Source organism: Yersinia vastinensis, assembly GCF_902726565.1.
Lineage (GTDB): Bacteria > Pseudomonadota > Gammaproteobacteria > Enterobacterales > Enterobacteriaceae > Yersinia > Yersinia vastinensis.
This window is the reverse complement of sequence record NZ_CACVAF010000005.1, coordinates 240,726-265,550: the sequence shown is the minus strand read 5'-3', so window position 1 is coordinate 265,550 and position 24,825 is coordinate 240,726. Positions and strand designations below refer to the sequence as shown.

Genomic DNA, 24,825 nt, shown 5'->3' with positions numbered 1-24,825 from the left:
TGTGCTGAATATTTTGTTTTCAGCACAATCAAATAGCCACTTGTTAATTATCGCCAAATAGGTCGCGAGTATAAACTTTGTCTTTCACGTCATTTAATGCATCACGCATCCGGTTACTGATGATGAGATCGGACTCTTTCTTGAATTTATCTAAGTCAGTCAATACTCGAGAGTTGAAAAACTCTGTTTCATTGAGTGTCGGTTCATAGATGATAACTTCAATTCCCTTGGCCTTAATGCGCTTCATGATCCCTTGAATACTTGATGCCCGGAAGTTATCAGATCCACTTTTCATGATAAGACGATAGATGCCAACAACTTTGGGGTTGCGCCGTAAAATATCAGCTGCAATAAAATCTTTTCGCGTAGTGTTCGACTGTACGATCGCATTAATAAGATTTTGTGGGACATGGCAGTAATTTGCCAAGAGTTGCTTCGTATCCTTAGGTAAGCAATAGCCGCCGTAGCCGAAAGATGGATTATTATAATGCGTCCCAATTCGAGGATCGAGGCAGACACCATCAATAATTTGACGAGTATCTAATCCATGTGACGCGGCGTAAGTATCCAGCTCATTAAAATAGGAAACCCGCATAGCCAAATAGGTATTTGCAAAGAGCTTAATCGCCTCAGCTTCAGTAGAATCAGTAAATAGAGTTGGTATGTTTTCCTTAACTGCACCCTCTTTTAATAAATTAGCAAAAACTTCGGCTCGCTTCGAACGCTCCCCAACAACAATACGAGAAGGGTGTAAATTGTCATACAGGGCAAGCCCTTCACGCAGGAATTCAGGCGAGAAGATCAAGTTATCGCAACCAAGGCTTTCTTTTACTTTTGCTGTATAACCTACTGGTACAGTTGATTTGATAATCATTACCGCATCAGGATTAATCGCCATAACGTCCTGAATGACAGCCTCAATAGACTTGGTATTAAAATAATTTGTCTCAGGGTTATAATCAGTTGGGGTTGCAATAATGACATAACTTGCCCCCTCATAGGCTTCATGCTTATCCAAGGTCGCTCTGAAGTTAAGCTGTTTATTTTTTAAAAAATCTTGCAGCTCCGTATCAACAATTACTGACTCTCTACGGTTAAGCATCGCAACTTTTTCTGGAATGATATCCAAAGCCACGACTTCATGGTGTTGTGACAGTAAAATACCATTTGATAGACCGACATAACCGATTCCTGCTATAGCAATTTTCACAATCAATATTCCAAGTTACACGAGCAACGAATAATTAATATAAAAACCTATAATTCTATGTTTTTACCACTTCAATCATTTGAAGTAATCACGATACCAATCAACAAAATATCCAATTCCCTCATCAATTTCTATCTTCGGAGTGTAATGAAAATTTTCGACGAAATCGTCAATATTGGCATAAGTATCAGTAACATCCCCTGGCTGTAATGGCAGTAACTCTTTCTTGGCTTTTTTACCCAGAGCTTTTTCTAATGCTGCAATATAGTCCATTAATTCTTCAGACTTGTTATTACCAATGTTATAGATGCGCCAAGGTGCTTTGCTGGTCGCGGGATTAGGAATGTCGCTATTCCACTGTTTATCTTTTTGGGCTGGGTTATCTAATACGCGGATTACACCTTCAACAATGTCATCAATATAGGTAAAGTCACGACGATGTTTTCCGTGATTAAATATCTGTATAGGTTCACCAGCTAATATGGCTTTAGTAAATTTAAATAAGGCCATGTCAGGGCGTCCCCATGGGCCATATACTGTAAAGAAGCGCAGGCCAGTGGTTGGTAATCCATATAGGTGACTATAGGTATGTGCCATTAATTCGTTCGACTTTTTGGTCGCTGCATAAAGGCTAAGAGGGTGATTTACATTCTGATGAACAGAAAAGGGGACTGACGTATTTGCCCCATAAACACTTGAGCTACTAGCATAAACAAGATGTTCTACAGCATTGTGACGACATCCTTCCAAAACATGCGCAAAGCCAAGGATATTGCTATTAATATAGGCAAGTGGGTTATCAATGGAGTAGCGGACGCCTGCTTGCGCTGCCAAATTTACCACTCGTTGTGGTTTATGTGTCGCGAAGCAATCTTGAATAGCTAAATGATCAGCAAGGTCAACACGTAAATGAGTGTAGTTTGGATGTTTTATATGCCTTGCAAGGCGCGCTTCTTTGATTGCAGGATCATAATAATCATTGTGATTATCAATTCCTATAACAGTATCACCCCGCTTTAATAGTCTAATAACCAAAGCAGAACCAATGAAGCCAGCAGAGCCAGTTACAAGTACTTTCATTTATTCATTCCTAACGCGTAAATCCCAAAAATCTATACTGAGATGCCAAGAACATTGAATTTATCCATGGTGAGAATGACGCATTACTCCACTGCATTTTATTCGCATGTGGAGTAATGTGTTTTCCAAACTCATCGGTTTATCCAAGATAAGTTCAGTTATTTCATGCTATTAATTGTATTATTGAGCCTTCTCAATCGATTTTTGATCTTATGTGCAATACTTGGTTTTTGGGTAACAATAACAGGTGTTTCTGCAATGACCGTTGATACCAACAATGGCATTGTAGACGTTTCTTTTTGCTGGAGCAGAGTCATATGTCGCACATGTAGCCCCAGTGAACGCCAATCGGATGCGCCAAATTGTGTAGGGGATTTAGGATTATCTATCTTAAGTTCGACTTTAAGGTTATGTGACGATTGCAGAATGGATAAAGGTATTGGTGCCAATAAATCTGATGCCACACCATCAACAACCCATTTTGCGACAGTGACATCATTAACCAGTACGGTAACATTGATAGCTTCACCTGCTGGAACATAACCAAACGCATTGAAACTTAAAGCTAAATTATTCTTACTAGCTTGATCAAATTGAAAGCCTAGTATCGCTTGCTTTCCGACAGTCCATGTACCATCAGTCTCGTTGTTAGACCAACCTTTGAGAGTAAATTTATCACTTTTCAACGAGTTAGATTTAGGGTTACGGCTAAAGCTAATTTTATCGCCAATACTGAGCGAAGACATACGTTCTGTTGTATGTATATCATCAATTGATTCAATGACTTGTTTTGCAGTGGAGTGCCAGTATGTTGGCTTATAACTTTGTGCTAATTTAGTTTTCTCAGCCAGTAATTCAGGATTAAAGCAATACTTTTGTAATGCTTTATACCAAGCAATACAATCCAGAGGGTCTATATATTCAGCATGACCTGGTGCAACTTCAGGTAATGAACCCGCATTTGAAGAAATACAAAACTTACCATACCTACAACTTTCAGCAACTGGCAATCCCCAACCCTCATAACGGGAAGGGAAGACGGTGAAGAGACAATTTGTATAAAGCCAATCTAAAGTTGAATCTTCTATACCATGCAACATCAGGACTTTATCTTTGAGAGTTGGGTTATCATTAAGGATACTTATCGCTTCTTCGCCACGCCAACCCACACCACCAACCAAAACGAGCTTAGGAACTGCATCACCATATTCGCTGATCAAACCTTTCCATAACATCAGCAAGAGAGCATGATTTTTTCGCACATCAATCGTGCTAACAAACATAACAAATTTGTCATCACTTGCTAAATCTGTAAGTCCTTCTCTCTGAAGTTCAATATTCGGAGTTGGATTAGAATAAACAGCCTCATCACCTAATCTGAAAACAGAAATTGGACACAATGGTGTCTGAGTTTCAAGACAGAAATCTACAATATCTTTACGGCTTTGGTCAGAGCAGGTTAGTACCATGTCGGAAATCGAGAGTATTTGACGGCAATTTACCGCAAACTGATCTCCAACTCCTTCAGGGAATAAGAATTTCAGCTTATGTTGAATGACATCGTAAACTGTTGTGACAAGTGTTACGCCAAACATCAATTTAAATGCTCGTAGATCTTTTAAATAGTGAGTATTTCTTATCCATGCTCCACCAAAGACGAGCAATACGTCATCTTTTTGAAAACTACAGGCAGAACGCGGAATGCTATTGTTAGTGCTAGGATTTTTTTTGCCAGCAAAGTTTCTAATATTACCATTTTCAAACTCAGAGAAACTGACTTCAATAAACTTACGATAGAATGAGTTCCAAACAATATAATGTATTTCAGCACCATAATATTTATGCAGTTCATTTGCCAAACGGCTTTCAACGCGAGCAATACCTGTCGGCGTAGCATTATGGTGGGCCATTGTGGTTAGATCGACAAAAATACGTTTATTTCGTTGTCCAACAGTGGGTAATGATAATGGTTTATTTGCTTCTACTTTTAATGCTGACTCATAAGCATCTTTAGTCTGTATTGCATAATTTTCCCAACTGTGTTGAGTACGCATTTTTTCTTTAAGTTGCTCTGAACGAGCAGATTTAAGTGCTGTAGAGTCATTCCACGCATCTAAAATTTTTGCACGTATATCATCCGGATCTGCAGGTTCAATATAGCGAGCTAAATCACCAAAATACTCTGATTCAGACGAGCGGTTGCTCAGAACCATATTACATCCAGCAGCAGCAGCTTCAAGAGCAACTAATGGTGCGCCTTCACTCCAGGAAGGTAAGCAGAATACTTTTGCGCCAGCAAATGCTGAAGCTAGCATTGGGCTATTTGCCTCGATCCGGCCAGCAAAGATAACATTTTCTCCGCCCCATTTTCTTATTAAATCGGCGTATTTGGAATCTGCTTCATGACCGATGAGGACAAGTGGGACATTGGTGTTTCGCAATGCTAGCGCAAGTAATGCCTGATTCTTTCTTGATTCAATTCTACCGACACAAAGTACATAATCCTCTACTCCGATTAGTTCTCTGAATAATTGTGGGTCACCGTTGTTAAATACCGAAGCATCTACAGGATTTTTGACTATACTTACTGAAGGGTGTGAAACACCAATTTTTTCAAGTAAGTTCTTCTCAAGCTCACTTAGTAGAATTAAATGGTTAGCATAAGAAGCCAAGCGGCGAACAGATGCAAAATAATTTGGAAGAGGTTCACGTTCCATCATCGGCTTATTCCGATGAGCAGTGATCTCATGGCGTAAAGCGGAAAGCTCTTTATTCACACTGCTGAGATCTTCATTATTTGACAGGATTTGTCTAACTTTGATGTTGTAAAAATTCAGCTCAGAGAGGTCGAGGAATATAGGGGACAGTACTGAGGGACGATTGTTTTTCTCTATTTGTCTGAGTAATACTTCACATTCTGTTGGATGCCAAACGTTCAAAACATGCACGATATCAACATTATCTACAGAGAAATTGCGATTCGAAATAAAGTCAGCTGTTAAGCCAATACTACGTAACGCAGCGACTGTTTTCGGTGCCCGTATAGAAGGGCCACCTAATGAGGCCGTCATTTCTTGACCATGGACTGCAACTAGTGCGCTGAGTTTATTGGTCGTATTAGCAGTTTTCATTTTAGTATTTAGTATCTGTGGTTGATTTTTATTTTTTTCTAAACTGGGATCTCGTCCTAGCAATTGACTAAAAAGGTTGTGATGGTTATTAGCCCATGACTCCCAAGTATAGCCTTCAACACTTCTTCTTAATGCCAGCTTCTCATCAAGAACTTGCAGCAGAACCCGGCGTAAATCATCAGCATCACCCAGTTTAAATTCAATATGTGGAAATTGTGGAACCCAGCCTACGGGCGAAGCAATAACTTTGCAGCCGCTTGCAAGTGCTTCAAGCACACACATAGGGCCACCCTCAATTAATGCTGGTACGAGTATATAATCAAGTGAGCGATAGAATTCTGGGAGTTTATTATCATCGATAAAATGGGCTGGGCCAGGCCAACCAGAGCCGGTGAAATACCATTCAATACCTGGAATATCCATTACCTGTGCAACTAGGTTTTCACCCTTGCGGCCAGTATGATATGTTCGGCCAACGATCCCTATACGAACAATTGGAGTGAAATGGTTTAAATCGACCCCAGGTGAAATAGTTTGCACATTTGTCAGGCCAGTTTTGCGGATTATCTCTTCTGTTGCTAGAGATTGCGCTATGCAGAAATCAACTTCTGATGCCACAGAATCAAATTTTTCTGCCGCCGCCTGTACGTGTTCTTTATGTGTAAATAACGCGACTTCAATAGGGGAAACTCTGTCTTGCCGACATCCATATGTCATGTAATATTGAATTTCAGCGGAGCTATCAGTATCGAGACCAAAGCTAACGTAGGGTAATCGATTGGTTATTTCACTCGCGAGTTTTTCAAGGATCCAACCGGAGTCAGAAATCTTGATATGTACTATTTTTTTCATAATATCCTGATTTAATAATCAAAAAATAAATGCAATAAAAATTATTAATAACGTAACGTAATTATTTATCTATTTAGTACAGCTATTCGGATATTCCCAAAGGTGTTCGGTGATCGTTGTTAGTCTGAAAGACGTCGAAGCAGCTTTTCAAAATCAGGATTATTGGATGTTAATTGATTAGCCCTACGCGCAGCAGTAATCGCTTCATTCAAAAGACCGGATTTTTCGTACATTAATGCAAGGCGATAGTGAAAAATAGAAACGTTTTCCTGTAAGAGAATCGCTTGTTGTAAATATTTTTCAGCCTCTTTCAGATCACCTAAAGCTAAATATATCTCCCCAAGAAAGGAAATAAAATGTGTATTTGTATCACATATGTTGATGGCTTGTAATGATGATGTTAATGAACCCTCAATATTGCCTGCTCTATATTGTAATACTGATAACTGGTGGAATAGTTTAGCTGATTTTGGGAAAACTAAGGTAGCAGAATGTAACATTTCTAAATGGGCGGGCGAGTTTGGGTTACGAGAAACAATACGTATGAGTTCCTCAATAAAATTTTGATGATCATTATCTTTCGAAAAATTTGTTGTGTTCAAGTTCATTTGGTCAAATGCCCGTTGAAACTTTTTCTCCCAGCTAGAACCAAACTCACGTCCTATAGAAGAAGATATCTTTACAAGAATTGAAGGGTCAATTCTTGTCTCCCATGGTGTATAGGTTGTATTCAGTAGGAGTAAAAGAAATTCATCATCAACTTGTTGTGGCATTTTAACGGCACCAATCATAGGCAAATTTTGCGAGGAATGAAGTTTCTCGAATGGCCAACATTCATACAAATACTTCGGGCCTCTATTGGTCTGATTATGTCGTTCGTATGTAGAAAGATTTAAATCGTGTATTAGTACATATGCAGATGGACTTAATATTGGCATTAACGACAAAAGATCTAATATCGCCCAAGGGTGCATATGGTCCCCGTCGATAAATGCTAAATCAACACCTTTACCAATCTCTTTTTGTAAATCTACAGCGAAAGATCCAAGCAAAAGCCTAACGTTAATTGAGGTATTAGGGAATAACTCTGAAATTGCTGCTCCAGTGGCCCTAGATTGATCAAGATAATAATTTGGGGAAAGGTCAATACCAATATATTCGGCTGATTGATTATTTGCTTCTAGGGCTTCTATAAAACTGCATCCGCTCCAGCCACTGGCAATACCGATTTCTACCACTTTTTTGGGGCGTGTTAGTTTGGTGAGACCTATCACTAATAGCTGGTCAAGTTCTGAGATATTTCCACTAACCCATGAAGGTTTTTTTTCAAGCAATGCCTGTGAAGTCGCGGTCGCGACAAACTCACATAATTCGGATGTAATTGCCATAAGTGTACATTCCCCATAATATTTTGTTAACCAAAATAGCGAGAACAAACTTCTTCGACATCTCCATCCATGAAAATTTTCCCATGTTCTAACCATATCGCCCGGTTACAGGTTTTCATTACCAGACTCTTAGAATGAGATGCAATAACTAAAATATTAGTCGCTTGCACCATTTCCCCTAATCGAGTCTCTGCCTTTTGCTTAAATCCTTCATCTCCAACAGAAAGCCATTCGTCCATTAACAAGATTTCTGGCCGAACAATTGTTGAAACAGCAAAAGCCAAACGTAAATGCATACCAGTAGAGTATGTCCGTACCGGCATATCAACGAAATCACCTAATTCCGAAAATTCTATAATTTCATCTAGTCGAGCAGTGATTTCAGCGCGAGAACGACCTAATAAACCACCTCGGAGGTAAATGTTTTCTCTACCCGTTGCCTCAGCATCAATCCCGAGAGAAATATCAATCAATGAACCAATCTCGCCTGAAGTTTTTGCTGTGCCCGATGACGGTTCATATGCTCCACTTAACAGACGAAGAAGTGTACTTTTGCCCGCACCGTTGTGTCCTAAAAGACCCACTCGATCACCATCTCTCAGTACAAATGACAAATTATCAATTGCACGAACAACAACTCTTCCTTGTTGATCCGAACCTAATTGCCCCCCAGTGGCCACTTGTAATAATCGTTTTTTCAATGAACGACCATCGGCATTGTAAATAGGGAAGTCTACGCAAACGTTATTGAATTCAACAAAAGCCATATATAAGTCTTCTTATAACCAGTAAGCAATTCGACGCTTATAGCGCCCGTAAACTATAAGTGCGAATGACCATCCAAGTACCGCAAGAGCAAGTGATATACCCCAGCTAGCAACGCCAGGTAACTGACCAAGTAATGGTGCGCGGACAATATTTATCAGATGGAACACAGGATTTAAACCTAGTATATATACCCCGACCCGTTCTGGGACTAAATGAGGCATCCACATTATTGGCGTGAAATAAAATATTACATTTAGAAGGCTGGCAATAATTTGGGGAAGATCTCTATACCTTGCACACAATATCCCTAAAACAAGTGCCATCCATGTTAAATTTAATGCTGTTAACATAAACCCCGGGATCGCTAGAAAAGCATATAATGTTAATGGCTTACCAACAGCTAAAAATACTAATGGAAGGATGACAATATTGTGACCTAATATAAGAATATTACGCCAAAGTATTCTTAATATATGTACAAACAAGGGAATGGGAAGTTGTTTAATAATGCGTTCTGCACTTATAAATCCAGCACAACCCTCATTTATTGTTGTAGTGAAAAAAGTCCAAAGAATCATGCCACAAGCAAGGAAGGGTAAAAACTCAGAAAGTGGTGCTCTGAAGATAGAGCCGAATACGATACCAATAGTACCGATTATTACCCCCATACTGATGGTCAACCAGAAGGGACCTAATGTTGAGCGGCGATATCTTTGTCTTACGTCCTGCCAACCAAGCATTCCTACTAATGAGAAACGTCTTATTGCAGCAGTAATATCTTTGAGGGCGACTTGTATAGAACTACCTTGCATTAGTTTAATCCAGCGATGAAAGTGAGGTATTTTAAACGGTGGGGGAATGTAGTCAACTTCAATTATCGTTCAAGTTTTAGCTTTGTGGTAGCTAAGAATATAATAAAGGTAGCTATTTTTCGCAAAGATTGTGCAGGGGTTAAGAAAAGAAACAAGTTGGTACATTTCATGTCAAAAGATGTTTAAGATGACTTTTAGTCATTTCTTTTTATTTCCCCAGTAAACTCTTATCTTGATGATGACATATCTATATGTTTTATATTGTTATTGTTTAATTTTCGCACTAATGTCATCCACTAAGATAATAATGTATGAGTATTGATTACTCCAATACAGCTTATTGTTTTTCATTATAACAACATCTTGTTGATCTAAACTTTTCCCCAATCAACAGCAGGTGAGTGTATTTGATGGTAAAGTTATCATCTTGATACCTAGTGTTAGTGTCATATGCGGCTTATTTAAGCATAATGCACTAATTTATCCGTCAGAGTACTTAGCTCTACTAGGTGCTCTTTTGACCTCACTATCACTAATCCCAGAGTGACTATGAGCGCAGAATCACATCTGTTATACCGTCAGTTACCGGCAATTGATCGCCTGCTGCACGAGCCTGAAATGGCATCTTTGGTGGCGGAGTATGGCTCTGTTCTATTGGCTGAAACCCTACGCCAGTTACAATTAGAGGCACGGGATCATATCCGCCAATTCGATACATTGCCTGACTGGTGTACAGATTGGCCTGCTGCTCTACGTCGACGGTTAAGCCAACGCCAGCCCGCGCTAAAACCTGTCTTTAACCTCTCCGGTACAGTTTTGCATACCAATTTAGGCCGTGCGTTGTTGGCTGAATCAGCCATTTCTGCTGTGGATGACGCGATGCGTGGCGCAGTGACGTTGGAATACTCGTTAAGTGGCGCGCGGCGGGGCCATCGTGATCGGGCGGTGGCTGACTTGCTTTGTGAACTGACCGGGGCTGAGGATGCTTGCATCGTCAATAACAATGCCGCGGCAGTATTCCTGATGTTAACTGTGATGGCAGCCGGGAAACAGGTAGTGGTTTCTCGTGGGGAATTGGTTGAAATTGGTGGCGCTTTTCGCATTCCTGATGTGATGCGTCAGGCGGGTTGTGAACTGGTGGAAGTGGGGACGACCAACCGTACTCATCTGAAAGATTATCGTCAGGCTATCAATGAACATACTGGCCTGCTAATGAAAGTTCATACCAGTAACTACAGCATTGAGGGTTTCACTGCCTCGGTTGCAGAGCAGCAACTGGCTACGTTAGGACGCGAGTTTGCCATCCCGACCGCAACCGATCTGGGCAGCGGTTCACTTATCGACATGACCTGCTATGGCCTGCCTGCCGAACCTATGCCACAACAATTGATTGCGGCGGGTGTCGATTTGGTGACTTTTTCCGGCGATAAGTTGCTGGGTGGCCCTCAAGCGGGGATTATTCTAGGCAAAAAACAGTGGATTGAGCAATTACAACAGCATCCCCTTAAACGAGTACTGCGGGCCGATAAAATGACTCTCGCTGCACTGGATGCGACTTTGCGTCTCTATCAGCAACCAGACCGATTGACTGAACAATTACCGACCATGCGGTTACTGACACGCCCGGGAGAGGCCATTGCCGAGAGCGCCCGTCGAGTGCAGGCCGGGCTGGCTGGTTACTATACTGATTTTACTCTGGCTGTTGAGCCCTGTTCATCGCAGATTGGTAGTGGTTCATTGCCCGTCGATAGATTACCCAGTTGGGCGGTGACCTTTACGCCCAAAGAGGGGAGTGGGCGGGCTTTAGAGGCGCTAACGGAGCGCTTGCGTGGGCTAGCCAAACCCGTCATTGGCCGTGTTGCTGACGGGCGTTTGTGGCTGGACCTGCGTTGTCTTGAAGATGAAACCGAATTGCTCAGGGAACTGGCACTATGATTATTGCCACAGCGGGTCATGTTGATCACGGCAAAACGACGCTTTTACAGGCGATTACCGGGGTCAATGCTGATCGTCTACCGGAAGAAAAGCAGCGCGGGATGACGATTGACCTAGGCTATGCTTACTGGCCACAGCCTGATGGCACCATCATTGGGTTTATTGACGTTCCCGGCCATGAAAAGTTTTTAGCCAATATGCTCGCTGGCGTAGGTGGCATCGACCATGCCTTGCTAGTGGTCGCTTGTGATGATGGCGTGATGGCACAAACCCGCGAGCATCTGGCTATTTTACGACTGAGTGGGCATCCGACACTCACCGTGGCGCTAACCAAGGCGGATAGAGTTGATGGCGAGCGTATTGAGCAGGTTCGCCAGCAAGTCATGGCGGAACTGGTGGCACAAGGTTGGCAGGTTGAACGCGTCACTCTGTTTGTTACAGCGGCAGTGGCAGACCGTGGGATCAACGAATTGCGAGAACATTTAGCGCAATGTTATCAGCAAGATGAAGATAATGACCGGTTGCAAAGATGCTTTCGTTTGGCTATCGACCGCGCATTTAGTGTTAAGGGGGCCGGTTTAGTGGTAACAGGCACCGCGTTGGCAGGCAAGGTCGCGGTGGGGGATACATTATGGCTCACCGGTGGTGATTGCCCGGTGCGGGTGCGAGGCATCCACGCCCAAAACCAAAATACCCAGCAAGCGCGAGCCGGCCAGCGTATTGCTCTAAATATTAGTGGTGATATCAGTAAGCAGCAGGTTAACCGTGGCGATTGGTTGCTGGCGCAGCGGCCGCCAGAGGTGGTTGATCGCGTGCTGGTTGTCGTTGATGCAGACGCACCGATACAACATTGGCAACCGCTACATTTGCATCATGCAGCCAGCCATATTACCGGGCGCTTTTCGCTGCTCAACAATCCACAGTTTGAGGAGGGGAAACCTCAATGGGTGCTGGCCGAACTGTTGCTGGATAACCCACTCTGGCTGGCTGAAAATGACCGGGTGATCCTGCGGGATATCGCGGCGAAAAAGACATTGGGTGGTGCGCGGATCATTCATTTGTCCGTACCTAAACGGGGTAAGCGGCAACCGGCATTTTTAACTTGGCTCACCGAGCTGGCACAGGCAACGAGTGATCGTGAAGTGTTGGATTTGCATTTAACGCAGGGGCCAGTTTCTTTACGAAAATTCAGCTGGGCGCGTCAGCTGAAAGAGAGTGATACGGCCACATTACTGGCAAGCACCAATAGCATTGTGGCGGGTGATATCGCGCTGTCATTTCCTCATGCCCAACAGGCACAGCAAACCCTATTGCATGTTTTATGTTTGTATCATCAGCAACATAGTGATCAATTGGGGCTAGGGCGGGCGCGTTTACGGCGTATGGCTTTGCCGACACTGGATGAAGCGTTGGTTTTTCGCTTGATTGACACTTTGCTGGCGGAGGGAAAATTAAAAAATACCCGAGGCTGGCTGCATCTACCACAGCATGGTTTGGCATTCACAGAGCAAGAACAGGGGCTATGGCAGCAAGTCGCACCTTATTTTACTGACTCACCGTGGTGGGTACGGGATTTAGCCACGGCACTGCAAATCGATGAAGGTGAGATGCGGAGCCTGTTGCGAAAAGCGGCGCAACTGGGTTTTATCACGGCAATTGTTCCAGATCGCTATTACCTAAGCCAGAGGATTGAGCAGTTTGCTGATTTGGTCCGTGAGTTGGATGCCAGCCAAGGCAGCACCAGTGCTTCAGACTTTCGTGATCGGCTGGGGGTTGGCCGCAAGTTGGCTATTCAGATTCTCGAATTCTTTGACCGCAGTGGATTTACCCGACGCCGGGGCAATGACCATTTACTGCGCGACCGCGGATTGTTTGCTCCAATAGACTAAAATCTATTGATCTAAAAGATTAATGACAGCCTTGTTTTCATCATCGAAATTATCTGGGCAAGAAACCGTCTTCGCCAGTGGTTGTCACTGCGTTAATCAATCCAGATAGGTTGGCCTATATCATCAATATAGGCCATTGTATTATGTCGGTAGACTATTTCTGAAATTACTCCGCTGCCAATGTCTTTGGCTGACGGCGAATAAATATCACCACCAAGCCCAGCCACAGTAATCCACTGATCAGATTGAACAGATTAAAGATGCCGCTGTTGCCCCACAGATAGGCGACTTTGGCAAACTCAATGCCAAAAGTGAAGACCATCATACTGATCATCCCCATGGCGGCTGATACAGTGCCTTTACTCATCTCGCTGGAGAATAGAGTCAGTCGGACTAATCCGGCATTCGCCAAACCAATACCAAAGGCATAGAGACTCAGCCCGGCAGTCATCCACAGATAGGCATGAGATGAATAGAGTGTAGAGCCTGCGGCAATCATCAATCCCACAATCATCGGGCCTGCGCCGTAGCGGATAAGCTGTGGAACGCTGGTTTTACCGCTCAATCTCGCCAGTGTCAGGTTGCCAATAATCAGCGCACCGAAAATAGGAACCTGCAAGATACCGTATTCAACCGTTGAGAGTTGCTCGCCGCTAATCAGAATCACCGGGGATTGTGCAATCCACGCCAGCAACGGCAGACTGGCAAAGCCCAACGCCAGAGAACCACATAGGAAGCGGCGATTGGCGAGCACGAGTTTATAGTCGTGCCACATGGCCCCCACGGACAGTTTTTCCCCTTTGCGCGAGGCAGTTTCTGGCATAGCGCGCCACAAACCCACAAACGAAATGGCTCCCAGCACAGCAAATAGCACAAACATTGTCTGCCACGGCGCAACATGAATCAGTGCTGCCCCGGCCAGTGGGCCAAGTAGTGGGGCGATTAATGCCACATTTGCCATTAGCGCGGTAATTTTAATACAGACCGCCTCTTCAAATGATTCCTGAATCGTGGCGTAACCCACTGCACCAATAAAGCACAAGCCAATTCCTTGCAGGAAACGCATGGCTATAAATTGCTCGATGGTATTGACCAGTAAAATAGCCAGGCATGTCACAACAAAGAATGCGACTCCAGCCAGCATCACCGGACGTCGCCCACGGCGATCCGACAGCGGGCCAAGCAGCCATTGCAAGAACATACCGCCTGCCAGATAAGCCGTCATGGATGTCGGAACCCACTCTACGCTGGCGTTAAAATCAGCCACTACGGCCAGCATTCCGGGCTGAATCATATCGTTGGCAATATACGCAGCAAATTCGAACAACACTAAACACAAGGGAAATAAAAGCGCCCGCCGACCTAAACGCGTCGCGGGTGAAAATGAAGTTTGCATAGATTAAGCTATTAATAGTAAACAAAAAAATGGGACTGCTCAGGCAGGATATACAGTCAGAGCATGTCGGGACGGCTATTTTGCCGTCAATGTTCAAGTATAGCAACCCTCCTTACGGACTTGATGTTGCGGACATGCTAGCTGCAATACCATTTACTTTGTGTATATCACTCAATTTACGTTATTGTTTGCAGCCTGATGATTGGCATCCTAAATAACAAGAAAATAACTCGAGTGATAGAGAGTATGCATGACCAATAAGATTGGCTGGATTGATAATTTGCGCGCAGTGGCCTGCATTATGGTGGTTATGATCCATGCCACAACCTATTACGTCACCAGCGGTGCGCTGGTAGGGGAAACCAATTGGGACATTGCCAATTTATTGAATTCGGCTTCTCGTGCCTGTGTTCCGTTGTTTTTTATGATCTCTGGTTATCTGTTCTTTGGTGAAAAAAGCGCGCAATCAAAGCATTTTACCCGCATCGGGCTGTGCTTGTTGTTCTATAGCGTAGTGGCGCTGATTTACATTTCGACCCTGACCTCCATCAATGGTTGGGCTTCCCTGAACAATATTCTGCAAAAGCCGGTGTTTTATCATTTGTGGTTTTTTTACGCCATTATCGTGGTCTATCTGGTTTCACCGTTGATTAACGTCAAGCCGGTATCGGGACGCTATCTGGCGGTAATCATCTTGCTGTTGGCCGTGCTGGCTAACCCACAAACCAGTAAATACTCGATGGGCGACTTCCATTTACTACCAATAAATCTCTATATTTACGGCGATACTTTCTACTATTTGTTGTATGCGCTGCTGGGGCGGGCAATAGGGATGCTGGATACTCAAGGGCGAGTCATCAGTTGGGGGGCCGCATCGCTGTTTATAGTGAGCGTTATATTGATTGCCATTTCGACGGAGAAACAGACGCGAATTAATGGCAGCTTTGCAGATACTTTCTATATGTATTGTGGCCCGCTGGTTTTTGTTGCTGCTGTATCACTGTTGGTGTGGTTTAAAAATTGTCTGAATCGACCTGTTGCTTGGTTAAGCTGGCTTGCTGGGCATTCATTGGCGATTTATGGGTTCCATGCGCTGATTATTCATTTTATCCGCACCCATCATTACGATTTCACCGCCTATCCAATCTTGGACATTTTCTATGTCTTTGCGCTTGCACTGGCATTGAGTACGTTATTATCGATGGGGTTGCAGCGCATTGATAAGCGGCGTTTGGTCAGTTAACCACAACCAATCCACGCTGTTGCGCGCGACGTAATTGGCGACCGGAGGAGAACCCGGCCGCCAGTGCTGCCTTCTCCAGTGTTAATCCTTCCTGTAACCGAACTTCCGCTACCGCTACCCGTAATTGTTCGTGAAACTCGCGCACGCTGATCCCGACATGTTCCCGGAATAGTCGGGTTAAGTGGCGGCTACTGACATGGGCTTTTTGCGCAACATCAAGCAGCGACCACTCCGCTTGGGGTTCTGCCGACATCACATCTTGCGCGCGGTGAACCGCGGGATGAAGATGATTACGATAACGGAGCCAAGGAGAAAGCTGTGGATCATCACCAGAGCGGCGAAAATAAACCACCATTTCCCGCGCCACTTCCAATGCCGTCTGTGGGCTGCAATAGCGGCTAATCAGGTGCAAAGATAGGTCAATCCCCGCCGTAATCCCAGCACTGGTATACACCCCACGATCTTCAACAAAAATCCGATTCTCTTTGGTTTGCGCGCGTGGCGCTTGTTGGCGCAATCGCTCCAACACATGATGGTGGGTGGTGCATTGGTAACCATCCAGTAATCCGGCTTGGGCGGCTAACAGCGCACCAGAACAGACACAAACTAAGATGTTTTTTTGTTGCGCGATGGCTGCTTTCTGTTGCTGTAACCACTGGCGAGCCACGCCAGCCGTTTCGGTGGCAAAATAGTGGCGCGAATCACTCACTCCCGGCACCACCAACAAGCTACCTTCTGGCAAGCTATCGGGGAGTGGTTGTAGCTGGCCCAACATCATCTCGGTAGATGACATCACTTCCGGTAACGGGCTGATATAGGAAAGTGTAAACGCCCCAGCCAACCGCAAAGTTTCAGCAGGGCCGGTTAAATCCAGCGATAGCACGCCGGGCAGCAAGAGAAAGTAGACATTTCGTTGCATAATTAATCCACAGTTATCGTCAGATAACGGTTCATATAAGCCAGAATATCTGGGATAGGCTGTAGCAAAGTATCAACAAAAGCATCGCGTTCAAAGGCGATTACTTGCAAATCCCACACACAGAAAGATTCGTCTCGTGCTGCGCGCCAAATTCCGTGCTCCTGTACCCAGACTTTTACGCGCAATTCATTTTCGTTATCCCACCATCCGACAATCAGGTAATTCAGCGTTTTGCCTTGATGTTCAATCACCAACCCCACTCCGGGGCGATTTACCGTTTCAGCTTCATTAGGTAACCACTGTTTAACGAGTTGATAAGCCGGAGTGTAATCGGGTACCGCCCCTTGGGCCTGCGAATAACGAATGACATAGCGCTTCAACTGCCAGCAATTAAGATTTTTAATTCCCGCAGGCGTAATGGATCTGGGCAAGTAAGGCTGTGGTTGCCAACTGATCGGTGTTTCGTTGGTTGTAATAGGCGGTTGTGAATCCAGCGCATCCAAGGTTTGGGCAACACTTTTAAGGGTGGCAAACCGGTCAACGAGCACCGTTTCAGTGCGTAGCTTCAATTCTTCACTGCTGAGTATTACGCCATTCGGTTGGGTCATAGGGAAGGTCAGCGTCGCTTCAGTGACAAACGTCACCTGATAGCCTAGATCTGATGCCACGCGAGCCGTCGTTTCGCAGCATTGTTCGGTGCGCATTCCGGCAATAATCAGATGATTGATATGCCGCTCCTTGAGCCATTGATCCAGCCCTGAATCTGTCAGCGCATTATGTACCCGTTTTTGCACAGTAACATCTGCTTGATGGGACACCAGTGACATGGGCTTAACATAGCCGGAAGCCAGAGAAAACGGGCCTTCAGCCGCCACATGAAAGATATCCACCAGAGCGACACCTCGCAGCTTACACCCAGCGATAAGCTGGTTTAAGGCCGCAGAAAATGCAGGTAAATCTTGCTGCTGCCAAAAATCTTTATGTTCAAACGATTGTTGGACATCAATGATAAGTAGTGCACTGTGAGTCATTTTCGGCCCTCCGCCGTGTAGGTAGAGGGCCATCATCACCGTGTTTTATGTTAAGTGGAATGCCAAATCCGGCCATCATAGGGAGTAAAAGAGACCAGATTCAGAACCACTACTCACATAATGGCAGTAATTGCTGATAGAGCTTTTTAAACGTGCTCCGACGAGCGGCATAATCGCGGTGCCGCTGTGCATCAGGATAATGGGTCTGTTCCAGTGGTAATGGTGGTAATAAATTGGCTAATGGAATATCTGGATTCAGGGCAATTTGCGCTAACCGAGCGGCACCCAAGGCAGGGCCAACGTCACCTCCGGTGCGATACTCCAGTGTCTGGCCACTGATATCTGCTAGCATTTGCCGCCAATAGGAGCTGCGTGCACCACCGCCAATTAATGTGACCGCTTTGGGCTGCAATCCACTGGCATGCAGAGCATCCATCCCATCGGCTAAGGCAAATCCTACGCCCTCCAACACCGCACGGGCCAAATCTGCTCGGCCATGTTGGTGAGTAAAGCCCCAGAAAGCGCCTTTAGCATTCGGATTATTATGGGGAGTCCGTTCACCGGAGAGATAGGGCAGAAACCACACGGGCGTGCTGGCGGAAGGCGTATTTTCCACGGCTTCAATGAGTGCTGGAACACTCTCCACGCCAGTGAGCTGGCAAGCCCAATCCAGACAGGATGCCGCACTTAGCATGACAGACATCAAATGCCAGGTATTTGGCAATGCATGACAAAAACTGTGCACTGCACTAGCAGGGTTACTCAGAAAACCATCACTGACCGCAAAATAGACGCCTGATGTACCCAGCGATAACATGGCTTGCCCGGTTTGGTATAACCCAACACCGATGGCACCGGCAGCATTATCACCTCCGCCTGCAACGACAGGCACCTGTTTAATTCCCCAACGGCGTGCTATATCAGCACTGACATGGCCGGTAATCTGGCTGCCTTCAAATAGGGTCGGCATGTGTTGGCGATTAAGGCCACAGGCCGCCAGCATTTCATCGCTCCAGTCGCGCTTGGCAACATTGAGCCACATTGTTCCAGCGGCATCGGACATATCAGAGGCAAAATCGCCACTGATGAGAAAACGAAGATAATCTTTTGGTAACAGCACCTTATCGATACGATTGAACATATCTGGCTCATGTTCCGCCAACCATTTCAGCTTCGGCGCGGTAAAACCCGGCATCATCAAATTACCCGTAATTTGGCGTGATTCTGGTACTGCTTTTTCCAGCGCCAAACATTGGGAAAAGCTGCGACCATCATTCCATAAAATGGCGGGACGCAGCACTTGATGCTGGTGGTCCAGCAAGGTTGCGCCGTGCATTTGCCCAGTTAGGCCGAGGGCTTTGACCTGTTGTAAATTATGCTCCGCGGCAAGAGCTTGCATGGCGTGATCAGTCGCCTGCCACCAATCAGCAGGGTTCTGTTCTGACCATAAAGGATGTGGGCGAGAGACGGATAACGCAGCACCTTGGCTGGCAATCACTTGCCCGTTTTCAGCCAGTAGAATGACTTTAACGCCGGAGGTGCCCAGATCGATGCCAATGTACATGTGTTTTCCTTATACGAGATAGGGGCACCGTGTGCCCCTTTTGACCATCAACCAAACAGATAGCGATTAACCAGATTTTCCAACTGCTCTTGATGCCCACTCTGATGCTGCGGGTTCAGATTATGCTGGCTGGCATAGCGGGCCAAATCTTCCAGTGACAACTTACCTTTCAGGATCTGTTGACCCAATTCAGTATTCCAACCGGCATAACGTTTCGCAACCCGTTGATCCAATTGCCCGTCTTCAATCATTTTGGCGGCAATTTTTAGTGCCAACGCCATGGTGTCCATTGCCCCAATATGGCCGTAAAACAGATCATATTTATCAGTACTTTGACGGCGCACTTTAGCATCGAAATTCAGGCCACCAGTGGTAAAACCACCTGCTTTCAGGATTTCAAACATGACCAGTGCATTTTCTTCAACACTGTTAGGGAACTGGTCGGTATCCCAACCCAGTTGTGGGTCGCCACGGTTCGCATCTACCGAGCCAAAAATGCCGAGCGCAATCGCACTGGCAATCTCATGGTGGAAGGAGTGCCCAGCCAGAGTGGCGTGGTTGGCTTCAATATTGACTTTAATTTCTTTTTCCAGCCCAAACTGTTTAAGGAAGCCATAAACAGTCGCAACATCATAATCATATTGATGCTTGGTCGGTTCCTGCGGTTTTGGCTCAATAAGCAGTGTGCCCTGAAAACCGGTTTTGTGTTTGTGCTCAACCACCATCTGCATAAAGCGACCAATCTGTTCGCGTTCTTGCCGTAAATCGGTGTTTAGTAGGGTTTCGTAACCTTCACGGCCACCCCATAACACATAGTTTTCACCGCCGAGTTTTTGGGTTGCATTCATTGCTGTGAAAACTTGAGTCGCAGCCCAGCTAAAAACTTCTGGATCTGGATTGGTTGCGGCACCGGCACCGTAGCGCGGGTGAGTAAAGCAGTTGGCTGTGCCCCATAATAATTTTACGCCGCTGCTCTCTTGTTTCTCGGCCAAAACATCAGTCATGGTAGCGAAGTTATTCAGATATTCTTTAAGAGATGAGCCTTCTGGTGACACATCCACATCGTGGAAGCAGTAATAAGGTACGTTTAATTTGTGGAAAAACTCAAATGCGACATCAGCTTTGCGTTTAGCGAGGGTGAGTGCATCACCCGGCTGTTGCCATGGACGCTCAAAGGCATTGCTGCCAAACATATCAGCCCCACCCCAGCAGAATGTGTGCCAGTAACAAGCCGCAAAGCGCAGATGGTCTGCCATCCGCTTACCAAGGATAATTTCATCCGGATTGTAGTGATGAAATGCCAGCGGATTAGTGCTCTGGCTGCCTTCGTAACGCACTTGTTCTAATTCATCAAAATAAGATTGCATGCAATACTCCTTGGAAGCTGGCCCGCATGACCGGGCTGGTGAGCTTTTATCTTCGGAGTTGTTTGTTATTCTCTCAATTACGTTATTTCACACTTAAATTCAGAGAATTATTAATTGTGGTGTAGATCTCATAAATAAACGATTAATTATAAAAATACCTTAATATTCATTGCACTGATAACATCTCTTGGTGGAATTATGTATTTTCTAGGAAAGAAAACATGATCGTTATCATAAAATTAACATTAAACCAAAAAACATAATTGGTGGATGAAAATCTGTAATTGCCGATGAGCAAATAAGCGTCAACAATCCCTAATGCAGTTGATGTTTACCGTTTCTCTTACCCTGCTTGCACAATAAGAAAGGTACTGAAAGATGAAATTTAAGAACATTTTACTCTCCGCTTGCGCCGCACTGGTAATGATTAGCCAGCCAGGCTTCAGTAAAGAAATTAAAATCGGTATGGCGATAGATGATCTACGCCTTGAGCGTTGGCAGAAAGATCGCGATATTTTTGTTAACAAGGCTGAATCCCTCGGTGCTAAAGTATTTGTTCAATCAGCAAATGGCAATGAAGAAACTCAAATGTCGCAGATTGAGAATATGATTAACCGTGGTGTGGATGTTCTTGTTATTATTCCCTATAACGGACAAGTATTAAGTAATGTTATTGCTGAAGCAAAACGAGAAGGTATAAAAGTCTTAGCTTATGATCGTATGATAAATAATGCTGATATTGATTTTTATATCTCCTTTGATAATGAGAAAGTCGGTGAGTTGCAAGCGAAGAGCCTGGTTGAGCGGGTACCGCAAGGCAATTATTTCCTGATGGGCGGTTCGCCTGTTGATAATAATGCCAAACTGTTCCGCCAAGGGCAGATGACAGTCCTTAATCCATTGATAAAAGACGGAAAAATAAAAATTGTTGGCGACCAGTGGGTTGATGCCTGGTTACCGGAAAATGCTTTGAAAATCATGGAGAACGCATTAACAGCCAACAATAATAAAATTGATGCCGTTGTGGCCTCTAATGATGCGACCGCAGGTGGTGCGATTCAGGCATTGGCGGCACAGGGGTTGGCAGGTAAAGTGGCTATTTCCGGGCAAGATGCTGACTTAGCTGCAATAAAACGTATTGTTGCAGGCACTCAAACCATGACTGTATATAAGCCAATCAGCAAATTAGCGAATGATGCCGCAGAAATTGCTGTGACTTTAGGTAAAGGTGAACAACCGCAATCGAACAGTAAATTAAATAATGGCATTAAAGATGTTCCGGCTTATTTGTTAACACCGATCCAAGTGGACAAAAACAATATCGACAGCACAATTATTGCTGATGGTTTCCACAAGAAAGCAGATATATATTAATTAACTTACCGCTAGTTTTTATCCGGTGATTAAATTAGCTGTTATTTCATATATGCCAAAGTTCTTGGAGTTGCAGTTAACACCCTGCAACTTCGAGGATGAAGGTTATATGGGGGAATTATGCCCTACCTGCTAGAAATGAAAGAAATAACGAAGCAATTCGGCGTTGTTAAAGCCGTTGATAATATTAGTCTGACACTTGAGGCTGGGCAGGTATTATCTTTATGCGGGGAGAATGGCTCCGGAAAGTCCACATTGATGAAAGTGTTATGTGGTATTTACCCTACGGGTTCTTATCAAGGCGAAATAATCTTCTCAGGTGAAACGCTTCAGGCCAAAAACATTCGGGAAACAGAGCAAAAAGGCATTGCAATAATTCATCAAGAATTGGCACTAGTGAAACAAATGTCTGTGCTGGAAAACATGTTCCTCGGTTCCGAATGGGGGCGTTTTGGCATTATGGATTACGATGCCATGTATTTGCGTTGCCAACGGATGTTGGCGCAGGTGAAATTGGTCGTAGACCCGCATACGCCAGTAGGTGAACTGGGGCTGGGGCAGCAACAGTTGGTTGAAATTGCGAAAGCGCTAAATAAACAAGTGCGGTTGTTGGTATTGGATGAACCGACGGCCTCTCTAACAGAAAGCGAAACGGCTATTTTGCTGGATATTATTCGCGATCTGCGTAATCACGGTATTGCCTGCATCTATATTTCGCACAAATTAAATGAAGTTAAAGCTATATCGGACGATATCTGCGTGATCCGTGATGGCCGCCATATTGGCACTCGGCCCGCAGCGGCCATGACTGAAGATGACATCATTGCCATGATGGTTGGTCGTGAACTGAAAGAGCTTTATCCACATGAAGCCCATCATATTGGTGAAGAAATTCTCCGCGTGGAAAATCTCTGCGCCTGGCACCCGGTAAACCGCCATATCCGTCGGGTAGACGAGGTTTCTTTCTCCTTGAAGCGTGGTGAGATTTTGGGGGTGGCTGGATTGGTGGGATCTGGCCGGACAGAAACAGTGCAATGCTTGTTTGGTGTCTACCCTGGTCGCTGGCAGGGCGATATTTTTATTGATGGTCAAGCGGTCACCATTAACCATTGTCAGCAGGCTATGAAACTGGGCATTGCCATGGTGCCGGAAGATCGCAAAAAAGATGGCATCGTGCCGGTCATGGGGGTAGGGGCCAATATCACACTGGCTGCATTAGATGACTTCACCGGTTCTTTCAGCATGCTGGATGACGCGAAAGAGCAGTCGACTATTGTGCAGTCCTTAGCTCGTTTAAAAGTAAAAACGTCTTCTTCGGAACTGGCGATAGCTCGCCTGAGCGGGGGGAATCAGCAAAAAGCCATTCTTGCAAAGTGCCTGTTGTTAAATCCGCGCATTTTGATTCTCGACGAACCGACGCGCGGTATCGACATTGGTGCAAAGTATGAAATTTATAAACTTATCAACCAATTGGTCCAGCAGGGGATTGCGGTCATTGTGATTTCCTCTGAATTGCCGGAGGTCTTGGGATTAAGTGATCGCGTACTGGTCATGCACCAAGGGCGCATCAAGGCCGATCTCATTAACCATAACCTGACTCAAGAAAAGGTCATGGAAGCCGCACTCAGGAGTGAAACCCATGTCGCAAGCTAATCAAACGGATATCAACACACCAGAAAATGGCGATAAAAAGCCACTATTTCGGCTAAAATCGCTTAATTTGCAAGTTTTTGTCATGTTGGCGGCTATCGCCGTTATTATGCTGTTTTTTACTTTCACCACTGAAGGGGCTTATCTCAGCGCCAGAAATATCTCTAACTTACTGAGACAAACAGCGATTACCGGAATTTTGGCCGTGGGGATGGTTTTTGTCATTATCTCGGCAGAAATCGATTTATCCGTTGGCTCAATGATGGGGTTATTAGGGGGTGTCGCGGCAATTTTTGATGTGTGGCTTGGCTGGCCATTACCGCTGACCATCGTTGTCACACTGATGCTGGGGTTGGTGCTCGGCGCATGGAATGGGTGGTGGGTTGCTTATCGCAAAGTCCCCTCGTTTATTGTCACCCTCGCGGGGATGTTGGCTTTTCGCGGTATCTTAATCGGCATCACCAATGGCACCACGGTATCACCTACCAGCAATGCCATGTCACAGATTGGTCAAAGCTATCTACCCAATGGCCTAGGATTTGGTATTGGTGCCATTGGCCTGATGCTATTTGTGGCCTGGCAGTGGCGTCGGCGTAGCCATCGTATTCGGTTGGGCCTGCCTGTTGCAGCTCCGCAAGGGGATATCACCCGCCAATCGATTACCGCCGTTATCGTTCTTGGTGCCATATATTTATTAAATGATTATCGTGGCGTACCTACTCCGGTGTTGATTCTTACTGCCCTAATGTTGGCCGGAATATTTATGGCCACTCGAACTGCTTTTGGCCGCCGGATCTATGCCATTGGTGGCAATATTGATGCTGCCCGCTTGTCTGGGGTTAATGTGGAACGCACCAAATTGGCGGTATTTGCAATCAATGGATTGATGGTCGCCATGGCCGGTTTGATTCTTAGCTCACGTTTGGGGGCGGGTTCACCTTCTGCGGGGAATATTGCCGAGTTGGATGCGATTGCCGCCTGTGTCATCGGGGGCACCAGTCTTGCTGGCGGGATCGGCAGTGTGGCGGGGGCGGTGATGGGGGCATTTATCATGGCTTCTCTCGACAATGGGATGAGCATGCTAGATGTGCCGACTTTCTGGCAGTACATTGTCAAAGGTGCAATTTTGCTGCTGGCTGTGTGGATGGATTCCGCCACAAAACGCCGGGTGTAATTTTACCCATCGCAAAGAGATCAACGCGATATTGCTTTGGTC

General features: G+C 45.1%; 17 protein-coding genes. 6 read left to right on the top strand and 11 right to left on the bottom strand.

All coding sequences use genetic code 11. The features are described from left to right. Positions 1 to 43: 43 nt before the first annotated feature. The 6 genes from HUZ92_RS09805 to HUZ92_RS09780 all read right to left on the bottom strand — a co-directional run bounded on the left by HUZ92_RS09805 (position 44) and on the right by HUZ92_RS09780 (position 9,241). Positions 44 to 1,210: a nucleotide sugar dehydrogenase gene (locus HUZ92_RS09805; RefSeq protein WP_050099426.1), complete on the bottom strand. Its 1,167-nt coding sequence runs from the start codon at positions 1,208 to 1,210 to the stop codon at positions 44 to 46. A 75-nt stretch (positions 1,211 to 1,285) separates the two neighbouring features. Then, complete coding sequence (locus HUZ92_RS09800) at positions 1,286 to 2,290, bottom strand: NAD-dependent epimerase (RefSeq protein WP_050099427.1); 1,005 nt, start codon at positions 2,288 to 2,290, stop codon at positions 1,286 to 1,288. A 158-nt stretch (positions 2,291 to 2,448) separates the two neighbouring features. After that, complete coding sequence (locus HUZ92_RS09795) at positions 2,449 to 6,273, bottom strand: glycosyltransferase (protein ID WP_050099428.1); 3,825 nt, start codon at positions 6,271 to 6,273, stop codon at positions 2,449 to 2,451. 119 nt (positions 6,274 to 6,392) lie between these two features. Next, positions 6,393 to 7,661 carry a class I SAM-dependent methyltransferase gene (locus tag HUZ92_RS09790; RefSeq protein WP_050140071.1) on the bottom strand — a complete coding sequence of 423 codons (1,269 nt, stop codon included), beginning with the start codon at positions 7,659 to 7,661 and terminating at the stop codon, positions 6,393 to 6,395. 26 nt (positions 7,662 to 7,687) lie between these two features. Continuing rightward, on the bottom strand, positions 7,688 to 8,428 hold the full coding sequence (locus HUZ92_RS09785; protein WP_050099432.1) for an ABC transporter ATP-binding protein: 741 nt from the start codon (positions 8,426 to 8,428) through the stop codon (positions 7,688 to 7,690). A gap of 12 nt (positions 8,429 to 8,440) precedes the next feature. Further along, positions 8,441 to 9,241 carry an ABC transporter permease gene (locus HUZ92_RS09780; RefSeq protein ID WP_050099434.1) on the bottom strand — a complete coding sequence of 267 codons (801 nt, stop codon included), beginning with the start codon at positions 9,239 to 9,241 and terminating at the stop codon, positions 8,441 to 8,443. Positions 9,242 to 9,790: 549 nt separating this feature from the next. On the opposite strand from HUZ92_RS09780, the gene selA reads away from it, so the two are divergent. Together selA and selB are read left to right on the top strand one after the other, a co-directional pair. Beyond that, a complete protein-coding gene (gene selA, locus HUZ92_RS09775) occupies positions 9,791 to 11,176 on the top strand; it encodes an L-seryl-tRNA(Sec) selenium transferase (RefSeq protein WP_145579517.1) in 1,386 nt (461 codons plus the stop codon). Continuing rightward, on the top strand, positions 11,173 to 13,065 hold the full coding sequence (gene selB / locus HUZ92_RS09770) for a selenocysteine-specific translation elongation factor (protein ID WP_145524599.1): 1,893 nt from the start codon (positions 11,173 to 11,175) through the stop codon (positions 13,063 to 13,065). The genes selA and selB overlap by 4 nt, the downstream gene beginning before the upstream one ends. Before the next feature lie 166 nt (positions 13,066 to 13,231). On the opposite strand, the gene HUZ92_RS09765 is transcribed toward selB, so the two are convergent. After that, on the bottom strand, positions 13,232 to 14,461 hold the full coding sequence (locus HUZ92_RS09765) for an MFS transporter (RefSeq protein WP_050099437.1): 1,230 nt from the start codon (positions 14,459 to 14,461) through the stop codon (positions 13,232 to 13,234). A 250-nt stretch (positions 14,462 to 14,711) separates the two neighbouring features. Between HUZ92_RS09765 and HUZ92_RS09760 the strand changes: the two genes are divergently transcribed. Next, positions 14,712 to 15,704: an acyltransferase gene (locus HUZ92_RS09760; RefSeq protein ID WP_050295641.1), complete on the top strand. Its 993-nt coding sequence runs from the start codon at positions 14,712 to 14,714 to the stop codon at positions 15,702 to 15,704. Here the strand turns inward: HUZ92_RS09760 and HUZ92_RS09755 are convergent. The 4 genes from HUZ92_RS09755 to xylA form a co-directional block, all read right to left on the bottom strand. Further along, entirely contained in the window at positions 15,697 to 16,623 is a 927-nt protein-coding gene (locus HUZ92_RS09755) for a GlxA family transcriptional regulator (RefSeq protein WP_050099439.1), read from the bottom strand. The two genes, HUZ92_RS09760 and HUZ92_RS09755, sit on opposite strands and share 8 nt — an antisense overlap. A gap of 2 nt (positions 16,624 to 16,625) precedes the next feature. After that, positions 16,626 to 17,654, bottom strand: coding sequence for an isochorismatase family protein (locus HUZ92_RS09750; protein WP_174846819.1), 1,029 nt, complete (start codon positions 17,652 to 17,654; stop codon positions 16,626 to 16,628). Positions 17,655 to 17,763: 109 nt separating this feature from the next. Continuing rightward, on the bottom strand, positions 17,764 to 19,218 hold the full coding sequence (gene xylB, locus HUZ92_RS09745) for a xylulokinase (RefSeq protein WP_050140066.1): 1,455 nt from the start codon (positions 19,216 to 19,218) through the stop codon (positions 17,764 to 17,766). A 47-nt stretch (positions 19,219 to 19,265) separates the two neighbouring features. Continuing rightward, the gene (xylA, locus tag HUZ92_RS09740) at positions 19,266 to 20,585 is read right to left on the bottom strand and encodes a xylose isomerase (RefSeq protein ID WP_145524607.1); all 1,320 of its coding nucleotides are present in this window, start codon (positions 20,583 to 20,585) and stop codon (positions 19,266 to 19,268) included. Positions 20,586 to 20,963: 378 nt separating this feature from the next. Between xylA and xylF the strand changes: the two genes are divergently transcribed. From xylF to xylH, 3 genes are all read left to right on the top strand, one after another. Then, entirely contained in the window at positions 20,964 to 21,959 is a 996-nt protein-coding gene (gene xylF / locus HUZ92_RS09735; RefSeq protein ID WP_050099443.1) for a D-xylose ABC transporter substrate-binding protein, read from the top strand. Between the two features lie 120 nt (positions 21,960 to 22,079). Further along, complete coding sequence (locus HUZ92_RS09730) at positions 22,080 to 23,612, top strand: xylose ABC transporter ATP-binding protein (protein ID WP_050099444.1); 1,533 nt, start codon at positions 22,080 to 22,082, stop codon at positions 23,610 to 23,612. Then, positions 23,599 to 24,783: a xylose ABC transporter permease XylH gene (gene xylH, locus HUZ92_RS09725; protein WP_050099445.1), complete on the top strand. Its 1,185-nt coding sequence runs from the start codon at positions 23,599 to 23,601 to the stop codon at positions 24,781 to 24,783. The genes HUZ92_RS09730 and xylH overlap by 14 nt, the downstream gene beginning before the upstream one ends. The last annotated feature ends 42 nt before the right edge of the window (positions 24,784 to 24,825 follow it).